The organism is Citrobacter sp. GW821-FHT07H02 (assembly GCF_059418505.1).
Map to the genome: position 1 here is coordinate 342532 of NZ_JBWKPZ010000002.1, position 14005 is coordinate 356536.

General features: G+C 53.3%; 13 protein-coding genes. 6 read left to right on the forward strand and 7 right to left on the reverse strand.

The genetic code is table 11. The features are described 5' to 3' along the window. Positions 1-71: 71 nt before the first annotated feature. The 6 genes from AC07NP_RS04695 to igaA form a co-directional block, all read right to left on the reverse strand. Complete coding sequence (locus AC07NP_RS04695; protein WP_494659724.1) at positions 72-389, reverse strand: type II toxin-antitoxin system RelE/ParE family toxin; 318 nt, start codon at positions 387-389, stop codon at positions 72-74. Positions 390-515: 126 nt separating this feature from the next. Beyond that, a complete protein-coding gene (pckA, locus tag AC07NP_RS04700) occupies positions 516-2135 on the reverse strand; it encodes a phosphoenolpyruvate carboxykinase (ATP) (protein ID WP_494659725.1) in 1620 nt (539 codons plus the stop codon). 401 nt (positions 2136-2536) lie between these two features. Then, a complete protein-coding gene (gene hslO, locus AC07NP_RS04705) occupies positions 2537-3415 on the reverse strand; it encodes an Hsp33 family molecular chaperone HslO (RefSeq protein WP_490469433.1) in 879 nt (292 codons plus the stop codon). A 24-nt stretch (positions 3416-3439) separates the two neighbouring features. Further along, positions 3440-3841, reverse strand: coding sequence for a ribosome-associated heat shock protein Hsp15 (gene hslR, locus AC07NP_RS04710; RefSeq protein WP_276293637.1), 402 nt, complete (start codon positions 3839-3841; stop codon positions 3440-3442). 10 nt (positions 3842-3851) lie between these two features. Next, a complete protein-coding gene (yrfG, locus tag AC07NP_RS04715) occupies positions 3852-4520 on the reverse strand; it encodes a GMP/IMP nucleotidase (protein ID WP_494659726.1) in 669 nt (222 codons plus the stop codon). A 65-nt stretch (positions 4521-4585) separates the two neighbouring features. Beyond that, on the reverse strand, positions 4586-6718 hold the full coding sequence (igaA, locus tag AC07NP_RS04720; RefSeq protein WP_494659727.1) for an intracellular growth attenuator protein IgaA: 2133 nt from the start codon (positions 6716-6718) through the stop codon (positions 4586-4588). Between the two features lie 322 nt (positions 6719-7040). Between igaA and nudE the strand changes: the two genes are divergently transcribed. After that, entirely contained in the window at positions 7041-7601 is a 561-nt protein-coding gene (gene nudE, locus AC07NP_RS04725) for an ADP compounds hydrolase NudE (RefSeq protein ID WP_494659728.1), read from the forward strand. Positions 7602-7662: 61 nt separating this feature from the next. On the opposite strand, the gene mrcA is transcribed toward nudE, so the two are convergent. Beyond that, complete coding sequence (mrcA, locus tag AC07NP_RS04730) at positions 7663-10215, reverse strand: peptidoglycan glycosyltransferase/peptidoglycan DD-transpeptidase MrcA (RefSeq protein ID WP_494659729.1); 2553 nt, start codon at positions 10213-10215, stop codon at positions 7663-7665. A 120-nt stretch (positions 10216-10335) separates the two neighbouring features. On the opposite strand from mrcA, the gene AC07NP_RS04735 reads away from it, so the two are divergent. From AC07NP_RS04735 to hofQ, 5 genes are read left to right on the forward strand one after another with little or no spacing between them, the layout of a single operon-like run. Further along, entirely contained in the window at positions 10336-11115 is a 780-nt protein-coding gene (locus AC07NP_RS04735; RefSeq protein WP_494659730.1) for a DNA utilization protein HofM, read from the forward strand. Then, positions 11115-11654 carry a PilN domain-containing protein gene (locus AC07NP_RS04740; RefSeq protein ID WP_494659731.1) on the forward strand — a complete coding sequence of 180 codons (540 nt, stop codon included), beginning with the start codon at positions 11115-11117 and terminating at the stop codon, positions 11652-11654. The genes AC07NP_RS04735 and AC07NP_RS04740 overlap by 1 nt, the downstream gene beginning before the upstream one ends. Then, positions 11638-12108: a HofO family protein gene (locus tag AC07NP_RS04745; RefSeq protein WP_494659732.1), complete on the forward strand. Its 471-nt coding sequence runs from the start codon at positions 11638-11640 to the stop codon at positions 12106-12108. Before AC07NP_RS04740 ends, AC07NP_RS04745 begins: the two co-directional genes overlap by 17 nt. Continuing rightward, positions 12098-12502, forward strand: a complete 405-nt coding sequence (locus tag AC07NP_RS04750) for a HofP DNA utilization family protein (RefSeq protein ID WP_494659733.1) — start codon at positions 12098-12100, stop codon at positions 12500-12502. Before AC07NP_RS04745 ends, AC07NP_RS04750 begins: the two co-directional genes overlap by 11 nt. Then, positions 12414-13652, forward strand: a complete 1239-nt coding sequence (gene hofQ / locus AC07NP_RS04755; RefSeq protein WP_494659734.1) for a DNA uptake porin HofQ — start codon at positions 12414-12416, stop codon at positions 13650-13652. Before AC07NP_RS04750 ends, hofQ begins: the two co-directional genes overlap by 89 nt. Positions 13653-14005: the final 353 nt, after the last annotated feature.

Genomic DNA, 14005 nt, shown 5'->3' on the forward strand with positions numbered 1-14005 from the left:
CTGTCTCTCATTGCCCTTGTTGACACCACACTCAGGACTTTTCCCATGGTGGGAGTAACAGAACCTCTGCGTTAAAGCAGCATATCGGATAGTTGCTTCAGAATTTTTTTCTGTTCTGCGGTTAAATCATCCTGCTCATTTTTGGGGTAGACCAGTGCCAGATAAATTCGACCGTTGCGCATCACGTTATAATAGATTATCCGAACACCGCCACGCTTACCCATACCAGAACGGCTCCAGCGGATTTTTCTAAATCCTCCTGTATCGGCGATGGTATCTCCAGTTTCAGGATCTTCAATGAGCATCTCCTGGAAAGCGCGGAACTCATCATCAGGTAACAGTATCTGACGTCGCTTACTGAATCCATGTAGTTCGATAAAAGTGAACATGACGCTTCCTGCGTATAGTGATGCTCACCAGGATTATAGGTGTACAGTGTACATTTCAAAAGGGTTCTCGCAATAAAAAAGCCCCTAATCCTGAAGGAAAAGGGGCTGGGTCATTATCTTAAAAATTTACAGCTTCGGACCGGCGCTCACCAGCGCTGCACCTGCTGGGGTATCGGTGTATTTCTCGAAGTTTTCAATGAACAGTTTTGCCAGCGCGGATGCTTTTTCCTGCCACTGTTCTGGTGACGCGTAGGTATTACGTGGATCAAGAATGCGCGTGTCCACGCCCGGCAGTTCGGTAGGGATTGCCAGGTCAAACATCGGCAGACTGAAGGTTTCCGCGTCGTCCAGGGAACCATTCAGGATGGCATCGATGATGGCGCGAGTATCTTTGATGGAGATACGTTTGCCGGTACCGTTCCAGCCGGTGTTCACCAGGTATGCCTGTGCACCTGAGGCTTGCATACGTTTTACCAGCACTTCTGCGTACTGTGTCGGGTGCAGCGACAGGAATGCTGCGCCGAAGCAGGCGGAGAAGGTCGGCGTGGGTTCAGTAACGCCGCGCTCAGTCCCTGCCAGCTTAGCGGTAAAGCCAGACAGGAAGTGGTACTGCGTCTGGTTTGCAGTCAGACGGGAAACCGGCGGCAGCACGCCGAACGCATCAGCGGTCAGGAAGATAACTTTAGTGGCATGACCCGCTTTGGAGATTGGCTTGACGATGTTATCGATGTGATAGATCGGGTAAGAAACGCGGGTGTTCTCGGTTTTGGAACCATCATCAAAATCAATGGTGCCGTCGTTGCGGACCGTCACGTTTTCCAGCAGCGCATCACGGCGGATTGCGTTATAGATCTCCGGTTCAGCGTCTTTAGACAGCTTGATGGTCTTCGCGTAGCAACCGCCTTCAAAGTTAAACACGCCGTCGTCATCCCAGCCGTGTTCGTCATCGCCAATCAGACGACGTTTCGGGTCGGTAGAGAGGGTGGTTTTGCCAGTGCCGGAAAGACCAAAGAAGACCGCGACATCGCCTTTCTCGCCCACGTTGGCGGAGCAGTGCATGGACGCAATGCCTTTCAGCGGCAGCAGGTAGTTCATCACTGAGAACATCCCTTTCTTCATTTCACCGCCGTACCAGGTACCGCCAATCAACTGAATGCGTTCGGTCAGGTTGAATGCCACGAAGTTCTCAGAGTTTAATCCCTGTTCTTTCCATTGCGAGTTGGTGCATTTCGCGCCGTTCATCACGATAAAGTCAGGTTTGAAGCTGACCAGTTCTTCATCGCTCGGGCGGATAAACATGTTTTTGACGAAGTGAGCCTGCCAGGCAACTTCCGTAATAAAGCGCACAGAAAGGCGGGTATCGGCGTTGGCACCGCAGAAGGCATCAACGATGAACAGACGCTTGCCAGAGAGTTGTTGGGTCACCAGACCTTTCAGATGCTGCCAGGTTTCCTGAGCGAGCGGTTTGTTGTCGTTCTTCCCTTTGCCTTTGTCGGACCACCAGAGCGTATCACGCGTGGTGTCATCACGAACAATGTACTTATCCTTTGGCGAACGTCCGGTAAAGATACCGGTATCAACAGCAACGGCGCCGAGGTTCGTTAGCACACCACGCTCATAGCCTTCCAGGGAAGGGTCGAGCTCTTCCTGGTAAAGCGTTTCGTAGCTTGGGTTGTAAACGATATCCTGAACGTCATTGATACCATAAGCCTTGAGATCTTGCGGGGTTAAACTGTTCACACGCATTTCACTGCTCCTTAGCCAAGATGTATTACCTGAAATATTAAGGTTTTTTAGGGTTTATTTAACGCGACAAGGCTCATAGATTTACGCATCTGGAAAAAATCACGAGTGACTGAAAACGCTGCAACTCCTGTCACGAAGCGGCGATTATTATGGCAGGAAACACTTTTTTGTTGTGGAAAATGTTCTTAAAACGTTAAACAGAAGTGTATTTGGCGGGAATATTGTGACTGTAATCGCATTCATAGAAGAAAATTACGTAACAACAAAATTTAAATTATCGATTCACGTCGAAATAATAGGTGAGAGGCAGCGAGAAAAATGTGAGGAATGCCGGGCGATGTTACCGCACACCCGGCCTTTAAGAGACTCTGTCGCGTCGCCAACCGGCGTTTTACACGCGATTAATGGACTTGCGGATCGGCAGGAGAGGCGTTGTTGCGGATCTCAGTAATGTCCATCGCGTTGAACAGATAGTGGCTGCCGCAATAATCGCAGTGCATATCGATCTCGCCTTCTTCAGAAATGATGCTGTCGACCTCTTCATCCGGCAGTGTTCTCAGCGCGCCCGCACAACGTTCACGTGAACAGGTGCATTTGAACTCAACGTCCTGCGGATCGTAGAGCGTGACCTCTTCTTCGTGATACAGACGCCACAGTATTTCGGTTGCAGGCAGCGTCAATAACTCTTCAGTTTTGATGGTTTCCGTCAGCGTCGCCAGATGATCAAAATCAGTCGTTTGGGCATTCTGTGCTGGCATCACCTGCAACAGCATACCGCCCGCCGCCGGTTTACCTTCGATGTCGCCCGTGCGAATAAACAGGCGTGTGGGTAACTGCTCCGAGCGCTGGAAATAGTCTTCCAGGCATGCCGCCAGCGTGTCGCCTTCCAGACCAACCACGCCCTGGTAACGTTCGCCTTCTTCTGGCGTGATGGTGATGACCAGATAACCGTTGCCGACCAATGTTTTCAGATCAGCATTTTCAGGAATGTCGCCCTGAATGCGGGCGACGCCACGCATCTGTTGGTTGTTGTTTCCGTTGATCACCGCCAGGCTCATCGGACCGTCACCCTGCAGTTGCACGGTGATATCACCTGCAAATTTCAGCGTTGCGGTGAGCAGGCTGGTCGCAACCAGCAGTTCGGCCAGCACGGTTTTCACCGGCTGCGGATAACTATGATTCTCGAGGATCTGTTGCAGGGTTTCCGATACGGTCACCAGCTCGCCGCGTACGGCAAAGTTTTCAAACAGATAACGGTGTAATTGGTCATGTTGCGGCATAATCATCTCTCTTGCAGGTGACAGTCACTCACTGTCGCCGTGTTTAAATCGTAACAGGTCGCGGCGTTCTTTTTTATCCGGGCGCCTGTCCGGGTGCGGCATGGTCAACGCATTAAGCTTACGCGCCAGCGCGACTTTTTCGCGTTTTTCTACGCTTTCTGCCGTCTCTTCGTACAGCGCGACGGCTTCGCTTGCCGGGCGGCGTTGCTCGGTAATCGCTTTGATGATGACCGTGCGCGCGTCATTACCCTGGCGCAGCGTCAGGGTGGCATTCAGCTCGACAATTTTACTCGGCTTACTGCGCTGCCCGTTATAGTGCACCTTACCGCCTTCCACCATTTCACGAGCGATGGCGCGGGTTTTATAAAAACGGGCAGCCCACAGCCATTTATCCAGCCTGACCTCAACAGAGGGCTTCTCTTTCATGGCGACTCCTTCACATCAGCGAGGGGATCAATCGGCGGTAGTCATTCAGTGACGGATGGCGAGTATACTGCTTTTCCGCGATGCCGGAGTCGGGATTGGTCACACCGAGGCAGTAACGAATGCCAAATTGGGCGGCGGCGTCGAGAATCGGCTCGCTGTCATCGATAAACAACGTTTTCTCCGCGTTCATTCCCGTCTCTTCAGCCACAGCGTGCCATAACCGCTGATCCTCTTTGGGATAACCAAATGTGTGGGTGGAAAGTAATAAATCAAGGTGTGAGGCCAGACCGGTATGCTCAAGCTTCACCGCCAGGTTGTGTGGATGCGCATTGGTGAGCAAAATACGGCGTTTACCGCTTGCTTTTAACGCATCCAAAAACGGAACGGTATCATCGCGCAGAACGGCGCGCGGTCCCTGTTCCGTCGTCATGGCGCAGATATCCAGCCCCAGCCGTTCGCTCCAGTAATCCAGGCAGTACCAGTTTAACGTATGCTGTACGTCTTGATACTGCTGGCGAATAAATTGCTGGGCTTCTTGTGGAGAGATTCCGTGCTGTGCGCCGTAGGTTTCCGGCACTAGTTTTTGCCAGAAATAGTTATCGAACGCGAGATCAAGCAGCGTGCCGTCCATATCCAACAAAACGGTGTCCACGTCCTGCCAGGCGATATCAATGTGCATGGGTTCTCTCCTGAGTGAAGCAATTTGCGCGACAGGGTAGCATACCCTGCCGCACGGGCGTGTTATCAGATGAGGCTTTCAGGGGAAGCGATCAGTTTCGGGTTCAGGCAGCTTTCGTAGTATTGCTGAATTTCGGTCATGCGGGTGCGATTACGCTGATAGCGTCTGAATGCCTGTATGCCGTTGTATATCGCGCTGCCCAGCATACCCAGCATCAGCAGCGTCGTACCGAGGTAGCGCCACAGGCCTGAACGGTCTGGAATACGGTGCAGGCTGATGTGCTTCGTTCCGTTGGCGTCGGTATAAATACTGGTGACAATCCCTTCAGCGCTAAACGGCGTTTGCATGAGCATTTGGGCCAACCGCTGGAAGGCACCCCATTGCTCCTGAGCCGGGTGGTCATACAGTGAAACGGCGGGGTAAGTCTGGTCGACCAGATCGCTACCTTCGTCACTGATAATCAGGAATCCTCCCGGCGCGGGGCTGTTTAGCGACTGGGCAGCACGCGCGGTTTCACGCGAAATAAACGGCGCTGTCGAGGTGGTCACCAGATTATCCAGCGACTCTGCGCTGACAGGGCGCAGCAGAACATTGACTCCATTGAGCTTACCGGCGTTGGCGCGTTTAACCAGCGCATTCCAGTCTTTGCTATTGCCGAGGTTCACCAGGGCATTTTTAAGGCGTATGCACTCATCATCAGCAGAGCACAGGTCAGCCGTTTTCAGCACGATGTCACCGAAGTCATCCAATAATACCATGCCAGATTTTTGAATCGCCGAGCGTAACGAGGCGCTGACACGCGAATCATCTTCGGGTTTGGGGTGCAATTGCCGGCTGATGGCTTGATTTAGCGCTGTCGCTTTATTGACAAGTTCGGACTCTGGCAGCGGCAGAGCCTTGGCGTCATTCCAGATAATTTGCGAGCAATCAAAGGGCATGAACGGGGAACCCGGCTGCGCGGTCCAGCTTCCGGGCGTATGGATATTACACATGCCTTTACCGCTCAGATGCAGGGTATCACCAACGCGAACCCCGGCTTCTTCGAGTTTTTTCACACTGGTGGCTTCAATGGTTTGGGCACCTTTCATCCACGACAGCGTGAATTTGATGGGCATATCCAGCGGGATCCAAAACAGCAGCATCAGCAGCACCAGCAGAGACCCTCCGGAGATGATCATACTGCGCAACCAGTGCTGTAGCGGGAAGTTTTTGACTTCGTCATGCAGGGATAAAAAGCGGCCCTGGCGTACAACGTGGCGATCCAGATAGATATCAATATCGGTTTGCTGACCGAGATCCTGCGCGATGTAAGGCTGCCAGTGAGCAGGGTAAATCAGGTCAATGATCCCCAGCGAGATGTTGTTGATTTGCTCCTGGTTATTTTCACCGAACAGCCCCCAGCGACGCGGGGTGCCTCTCAGGCAGTGGATTTCCCGTAACGCGGTTTTCGATGGCGGCGCAAGCAATCCCCAGAGCCCCGCGGCCGACAACAAAATAGCCCCACCGGCCATCCAGGGAACAAAGACATCTGGCGTTATCAGGCAGAAGAAAAACAACAGGAAAGAGGCGACAATCAGCAACGCCTCACGAAGACCCGCAGGACGGCTCAACGCATACTCTTCATGCGTTTCCTGGCGAATGTTCAGCAGTTCAATTTGTTCACTCTCTTCACCGCGGATCGATGCCTGAGTGGAGGCGGTGTGCTGCAAGGCATAGCCACGCGTCTCTTGCATATACTCCTGCAGCGTGTGACCGTTCAGTGAGATAACCAAAGGCAGCTTGTCGGTATGGATCAGTTCAACGTTATTTTCGTCATTGATGTACTGTTCCCAGAAAGGCGGCAGATGAACCTCAACCGAGTCGAGATAGTATCGCCATTTGTTGGGATCGTCGGTGGTAATGCCGTAACGCGTAATCGAATGCGTCAAAACGATAACGTTGTTGCTCTCAGCATTGAGTGTGAGTGACACAGGCGCGGCGCTGGCGCCTGTGGGTCCTGGCACTTGTTGGATTTGGCTGAGATTGTCGAGATAGTTCTCAACGGCGCTGCGCTCTTCGGGCGTCAGCTTACGCGTGGCTGCCTCCGGGAAAGCATTGATCCAGGGCAGGCTTCGCCGCCTGGCGCGTGTCCTGAGTAGCCATCCTGCCAGTAGACAGCAGGCCAGCAAAGCAGCTACAAAAATCAAAATGGTGCTCATGCTTTCCCCATCTTACTAAGTCTGTCAGGCGTGGTCAGTCGCACCCTGTCCAATAAACGTGATTTTGCGGTTGGCTATCGGCAAGTGTGGAGTTGAACTTGAGCATTTTTAAGCGCATCCCATTGAATGCAAATCATAGCAAAACCACCAAATGCGGAATATCAGCAAATTCCTGGAGTTATTTCAACCTATTGACTTTTAATTTGAAATAAGAATTAATTTTAAGTGCGTTGCATAAATGTAAATAAATGGCAATTCACATTGCCGAAACCGTGCTGCATATCGCACAATGGCGTCAGATTTCACTGCAAAGACTCTCACGATGAGCAAATCATTACAAAAACCCACCATTTTGAAAGTAGAAACTGTCGCACAATCGCGCCTGTTCAACGTTGAAAGCGTGGACCTTGAGTTCAGCAATGGTGTGCGACGTGTCTATGAGCGTATGCGTCCGTCCACCCGCGAAGCGGTAATGATTGTACCTATCGTTGACGATCACCTGATTCTTATCCGTGAATATGCGGTGGGAACGGAGTCCTACGAACTGGGTTTTTCCAAAGGGCTGATCGATCCCGGAGAGAGTGTGTTTGAGGCAGCGAACCGCGAATTAAAAGAAGAGGTTGGCTTTGGTGCGCAGGATCTGACGTTTTTAAAGAAACTGAGCATGGCGCCTTCCTATTTTTCAAGCAAAATGAACATCGTGGTGGCTGAAGGCCTCTATCCGGAATCGCTGGAAGGCGACGAGCCCGAACCCCTGCCGCAGGTACGCTGGCCGCTGCTGTATTTGATGGACCTGCTGGAAGAGCCAGACTTTAATGAGGCGCGTAACGTGAGCGCTTTGTTTCTGGTACGCGAGTGGCTGAAAGGGCAGGGACGACTGTAGGTCGTCACCCGGCAGCGCAACGCAGTAAAAACAAAAAAGGCGCCGAAGCGCCTTTTTTTGATCAGAACAGTTCCTGCGACTCACCATTGTCGATAATGGTTGTTCCCACCTCATGCACCGCGTGCTGTGTTGGCTGGGTGCCTTCGATGAAATACTCTTCGCGACTGTTACCGCCACTGGCCAGTTGACCGGTACTGCGATCGATATTGACCGTCACAATCCCTGGCGGCGGCGTCAGCGGTTGCTCAGGTACGCCTTCCAGAACGGACTTCATATACGCGTCCCATGCCGGTTGCGCACTCTTCGCTCCGCCTTCATAGCCGGAGACCTGATCTTTGATCGCCCCGGATGCCGTCGTGCGTCCCAGATCGCGGCGGTGATCGTCAAAACCAATCCACACCGACGTTACCACGCCAGGACCGTATCCGGAGAACCAGGCATCTTTCGAGCTGTTGGTGGTACCGGTTTTACCGCCGATGTCCCGACGCTGCAGGTCGCGGCCCGCTCGCCAACCGGTGCCCATCCAGCCGGGTTCGCCGAAGATATTGGTGTTCAGCGCGCTTTTCATCAGGAACGCCAGCGGCGTGTTAATCACGTGCGGGGCATACTCCTGTGTACCGCTTTGGGCAACCAGCGCCTGGTTTGCCTGTTCAAGCTGTGGCATCGGCACAGTGGCGTTTTGCTGCTCCTGAGAAATGGCGACATCTTCGACGTTGCTGTTCTCCAGGACGTTCGATTTTTGCGTATCGCCATAAATGACTGGAATATCACACTCCGGGCAGGCAATTTTCGGCTTCGCTTCAAATATGACGCCGCCCTGGTCGGTTTCAATCTTACTGATGAACCAGGGATCGACCAGGAAGCCGCCATTTGCCATAACGGCATAGCCCCGCGCTACCTGCATTGGCGTGAAGGATGCGGAACCCAGCGCCAGCGATTCAGTATGCACAATGTTTTGCGCCGGGAAGCCAAAGCGTTGCAGATATTCTGCTGCGTAATCGACGCCCATTGCGCGCATGGCACGCACCATAACCACGTTCTTCGACTGACCGAGACCCTGACGTAAACGGATCGGACCGGCGTACTGCGGCGGTGAGTTTTTGGGGCGCCAGTCAGAACCGGCACCGGCATCCCAGCGTGAAATGGGCACGTCGTTCAACATGCTCGCCAGGGTTAAACCTTTATCCATCGCGGCAGTATAGAGGAACGGCTTGATATTCGATCCCACCTGACGCAGCGCCTGGGTGGCACGGTTAAATTTGCTCTGATTGAAGTCAAAACCACCGACCAGCGCCATTACCGCACCATTTTGCGGATTAATGGAAACCAGCGCGGAGTTAACGTCCGGCACCTGCGCCAGCCACCAGGCATCGCCTACCTGACGAACCCAGACTTGCTGGCCTGCTTGTACTGCATCAGTCACTTTACGCGGCGTGGGGCCCTGCTGTGTATCTGAGCGGTACGGACGCGCCCAACGAATGCCTTCCATACGCAGTGATACCGACGTACCGTCCGCCAGCGTTGCCGTGGCTTCTTGCACAGTGGCGCTGGTGATCGCGGCCGGGAGCAAGGGTCCGTAGGTCGGCAGCGCTTTCAGCGTGTCAGTAATTTTTTTGCTGTCCCAGGCGGTTTCACCCACTTTCCACAAAACACTCGACGGGCCGCGATAGCCGTGGCGCATGTCGTAGTCCAGTACGTTGTTGCGGACAGCTTGTTGAGCCGCCTGTTGGACTTTGCGGGTGATGGTGGTGTAAATGCGATAGCCATCTTCATAGGCATTTTCACCGTACCGGCTGTACATTTCCTGGCGCACCATTTCTGACAAATAGGGGGCAGAAAACGCGATTTCCGGCGCATGGTAATTCGCATCAATGGCTTCGTTACGCGCCTGATCGTACTGATTCTGGGTGATATACCCTTCGCTCAACATACGCGACAGAACCACGTTACGTCGCGCTGTGGCGCGATCCATGGAATAAAGCGGGTTAAACGTAGAAGGGGCTTTTGGCAGGCCGGCAATGACCGCCATTTCACTCAGACTAAGCTGGTCAACGGTTTTACCAAAATAGACCTGTGCTGCGGCACCTACGCCGTAGGCACGGTAACCGAGGTAGATTTTGTTCAGATAGAGTTCGAGGATTTCGTCTTTACTCAGAAGTTGCTCAATGCGGATGGCAAGGAACACTTCCTTGATTTTACGCATTAGCGTCCGTTCCGGACTGAGGAAGAAGTTTCTCGCCAACTGCTGAGTAATGGTGCTCGCCCCCTGCGACGCATGGCCAGAGAACAGCGCGACGCTTGCCGCACGGAAGATCCCGACAGGGTCAACACCGTGGTGCTCATAAAAGCGGCTGTCTTCCGTGGCGATGAAGGCTTTCACCATGACGGGCGGCATTTGGTTGAGCGTGACCGGAATTCGACGTTTCTCGCCATACTGCGCGATCAGTTCACCCTCCGCGCTATAAACCTGCATCGGAATCTGCAAACGCACGTCTTTTAACGTCGCGACGTCAGGTAGTTGCGGCTCGATATAGCGATAGAGACCATAAATCGAGCCTGCTCCCAGCAGGATGCAACATACTGCAAGGATCAATAAATACTTTACGAACTTCACTGGAGATTTCCCATTTAGTGTCATTTGGGCAGTTTATAAACAAACGCGCGGTAGTATAAAGGCAAGCCAGACGCATTGATATACCCGTTAGAGTGACGGGTGATAAGGAGATCATCAGCTATGGCTTTCCGGTTCTGGCAAATAGGCCTTCATATTCAACCGCATGAGGTACTGGCGGTTGCCGTTGTTCGCGGCGCATCGGGCTGGCTTTTACAGCGCTGGTGGCGTATGCCGCTCGACCAGCTAGTCCTCAAAGAGGGTTACATTTGCAATCCTGAACAGCTTGCTGCGGTACTTCAACCGTGGAGCCGGGAGCTTCCTCATCAGCACGCCATCCACCTTTCATTTCCCTCCAGCAGAACACTGCAAAGACGCTTTCCGCGCCCTGCGATGGCGCTGCGGGAACGCGAACAGACAGCATGGTTAACCGGTTCGATGGCGCGTGATCTGGACATGGATCCCGACTCCCTACGTTTTGACTATAGCGAGGATACGTTAAGTTCGTCGTTCAATGTGACTGCCGCGCAAAGCAAGGAGGTCTCGACGTTGCTGACACTCATGCAAACGCTAAAGGTGCGGGTGACGGCTGTCACGCCGGATGCCTGTGCATTACAACGATTTATTCCGTATTTAGCCTCGGGCCAGCAGTGTCTGGTGTGGCGCGATGACGTGCAGTGGTTGTGGGCGACACGTTATGCCTGGGGGCGTAAAACCGCCGAAGAAATTAGCCGTCTTGATGATCTCGCTGCGGCCTTGTCCATGCCTCCCGACACGCTGGTGATGTGCGGCGAAGATGGCTTTGATCCCTGGGAAGCCGTTTCCGTGCGCCAGCCCCCTATTCCGCCGCAAGGGCATGCTTTTGCGATCGCCCTCGGTCTTGCGATGGGGGAGATACGTTGATGAGCCCACCAATCAATTTTATGCCCTGGCGTTGTTCACGACGGATGGCGTGCCTGCGATGTTGGGCTGTTATGTTTGGCGGTTCACTGTTCTTATTCATCGTTATTGCGCTGAGTGTTTGCAGTGTTACGGGGCAGGAAGCCCGAACCAACACGGTTCTGCTGGAGGCTGAACAAACAAGGGCCGCCGCGCTGATGGCGAGAAAACGGGGGCTGGAACAACAGCACCAGCAGCGCCAGCAAGCGTTGCAGAGACAAATGCTGCGTGCCCAGATGCGTCGCTGGCAGTCGGTGCTGGACGTGATTTCGCACCAGATGCCTGATCAGGCATGGTTCACCAGGATGGCCTACCAACAGGAGACGCTTGAACTGGAAGGAAATGCGCTGAGCTTTACCGCGTTACGTTCGCTGGAAGCGATGTTGCGTCATTTGCCGATGTTCGAGCTAAGCAACACCGGCGCAACCCGGCAGGACGCAGAGGGGCGCTGGCAGTTTCACTATCAGTTAAAAAAGAGCGTGATGCATGAACGCCCTCTTTGATATCTGGTGCGCGTTAACGCCCCGAACCCGAATTCTCTGCTGGAGTGCCGGAAACGTCTGTCTGGGGATCCTGCTCCTTATTTGTCTGTTTTATCTGGGCGGGCCAGCGCTTCGCGTACAGCGAGAAGCATTGGTTGTGCAGCGGGCAACCGTGCAGCAGCAGTGGCGTGCGCAGTACCGGCTGATGGTATCGGCCGGTGAAGCCCACATTGCTCCAGATGAAAAGCGTCTTCCCTTTTCTCCGCTGGAATTTCAGACGTCACATCGACGTCTTGTTCACTGGTTGCCTTCTGCCGAAGGCGGTGAGATGGCGTTGGCCTCGGTCTGGGAGGCAGTTCCTGACGTCTTTGTTCGACTGGCGGCATGTGGGATGAACGTACGTCGGTTTTCACTGAGCGTGGAAATGTCGGAGTTACTCCTGACGCTGGAACTGGAGCGTCTGAATGAGGGGTAAACGCTGGCTGTTGGTTTGTTTTTCTCTGTTGACGCTGACCGGTATGCGCGATCCTTTCAAACCACCAGAAGACCGCTGCAAGACAGGCGAGCTCTTGCAATGGCGCTTTCAGGGGGCGGTAAGTCGGGGCGAAAAGCTGATCGGCATCGTCAAAGACAGTCAGCAGAAATGGCGTCGGGTGGAACCTCTCGAGCCACTGGATAACGGGTGGAGAGTCGCCCAACTGACCACGCAAACGTTAACGCTCGAGCTCGGTGAAAACTGTGAGCCATTACAGTGGCAGTGGCAACGACAAGGAGAAAAGGATGAAGCTATGGATAGCCGCGACGCTGATGATTATCATGCAGACAGCGCAGGCGGGAAAAGCGCAAAACGTCACGCTAATGGTGGATGACGTTCCGGTGGCTCAGGTATTGCAGGCGCTTGCTGAACAGGAGCGGAAAAATATGGTGATCTCACCGGATGTGAGTGGCTCGGTGTCACTCCATCTGACGGATGTACCGTGGATGCTAGCTCTGCAAACCGTTGCGAAAAGCGCCGGACTGGTATTACGCCAGGAAGGGGCGATTTTGCATGTTCAGACGGCGGCCTGGCAGCAAGAAATGATGACGCGTCAGGAGGCTGAACGGGCGCAGCAGCAGGCAACAATGCCACTGGAAAACCGCAATATTTCTTTGCAATACGCCGATGCGGCAGAGTTGGCGAAAGTCGGTGAAAAACTGCTGAGTGCAAAAGGCAGCATCACGGTGGATAAGCGTACCAACAGGCTATTGCTTCGCGATAACACTGTTGCGTTGGCCACGTTAGAGAAATGGGTGGAACAGATGGACTTGCCCGTCGCGCAGGTTGAACTGGCTGCGCATATTGTCACCATTAACGAAAAAAGTTTACGTGAGCTGGGCGTTAAATGGACGCTTGCGGATGCCCAGCAGGCAGGAGGCGTGGGAGATGTGACCACGATGACCACCGATCTCTCCGTTGCCACGGCGACGACGCGCGTGGGATTTAACATCGGACGCATTAACGGGCGACTGTTGGATCTTGAGCTTTCGGCGCTGGAGCAAAAACAGCAACTCGATATTATCGCCAGCCCACGTCTGCTCGCTTCGCATTTACAACCGGCCAGTATCAAGCAGGGGAGTGAGATCCCCTATCAGGTTTCCAGCGGTGAAAGCGGCGCGACCTCTGTGGAATTTAAAGAAGCGGTGTTGGGGATGGAGGTAACGCCGACGGTGTTACAGAAAGGGCGCATTCGTTTGAAGTTACGGATTAGTCAGAATATGCCCGGCCAGGTGTTGCAACAGGCGGATGGCGAAGTGTTGGCTATCGATAAGCAGGAGATCGAAACCCAGGTCGAGGTGAAAAACGGTGAAACGTTGGCGCTGGGCGGTATTTTTTCTCAAAAGAAAAAATCAGGCAAGGATAGTGTCCCGCTGTTAGGGGATATTCCCTGGCTCGGCCATTTTTTTAGCCACGATGGTAAAGAAGATGAGCGACGTGAACTGGTGGTGTTCATCACGCCCAGGCTGGTATCGACCGAGTGATTTATGCATAAAATACCGTTGTTTTTACGCTGAACACGTTTCAGGGATTTGACGTGGGGGTGTATTTAGCATACAAGGAGTACCGATTTGAGAGTCAGTACTTTTCGTTGCTTACGCACCCGTGATTACTCTTCGCCTTTCAAGCGGCAAAATAGTTGGCTGGTTTCGTGTTATCTGACTTCGCGATGCGTCGCTGGGTCTGGTGTTTATGAGACTGCTGGTTTGTCGCGACCGGAAATGCACGGGGTTTGGTAATTTATTCAGTTGCCAAACCTGCTTGAGTATTGAGATAATTTTCAACCTGACTCTCGCAATATCTTATGAGGTTTCAGTTCATGTCCTGCTGCGCTGGG

Bases quoted from the DNA above. Each gene is read 5' to 3' on its own strand.
- yrfG (WP_494659726.1), bottom strand. From the start codon at position 4,520: ATGCACATTGATATCGCCTGGCAGGACGTGGACACCGTTTTGTTGGAT.
- hslR (WP_276293637.1), bottom strand. From the start codon at position 3,841: ATGAAAGAGAAGCCCTCTGTTGAGGTCAGGCTGGATAAATGGCTGTGG.
- AC07NP_RS04735 (WP_494659730.1), top strand. From the start codon at position 10,336: ATGGCTTTCCGGTTCTGGCAAATAGGCCTTCATATTCAACCGCATGAG.
- nudE (WP_494659728.1), top strand. From the start codon at position 7,041: ATGAGCAAATCATTACAAAAACCCACCATTTTGAAAGTAGAAACTGTC.
- AC07NP_RS04745 (WP_494659732.1), top strand. From the start codon at position 11,638: ATGAACGCCCTCTTTGATATCTGGTGCGCGTTAACGCCCCGAACCCGA.
- igaA (WP_494659727.1), bottom strand. From the start codon at position 6,718: ATGAGCACCATTTTGATTTTTGTAGCTGCTTTGCTGGCCTGCTGTCTA.
- hofQ (WP_494659734.1), top strand. From the start codon at position 12,414: ATGAAGCTATGGATAGCCGCGACGCTGATGATTATCATGCAGACAGCG.
- pckA (WP_494659725.1), bottom strand. From the start codon at position 2,135: ATGCGTGTGAACAGTTTAACCCCGCAAGATCTCAAGGCTTATGGTATC.
- AC07NP_RS04750 (WP_494659733.1), top strand. From the start codon at position 12,098: ATGAGGGGTAAACGCTGGCTGTTGGTTTGTTTTTCTCTGTTGACGCTG.
- hslO (WP_490469433.1), bottom strand. From the start codon at position 3,415: ATGCCGCAACATGACCAATTACACCGTTATCTGTTTGAAAACTTTGCC.
- AC07NP_RS04695 (WP_494659724.1), bottom strand. From the start codon at position 389: ATGTTCACTTTTATCGAACTACATGGATTCAGTAAGCGACGTCAGATA.
- AC07NP_RS04740 (WP_494659731.1), top strand. From the start codon at position 11,115: ATGAGCCCACCAATCAATTTTATGCCCTGGCGTTGTTCACGACGGATG.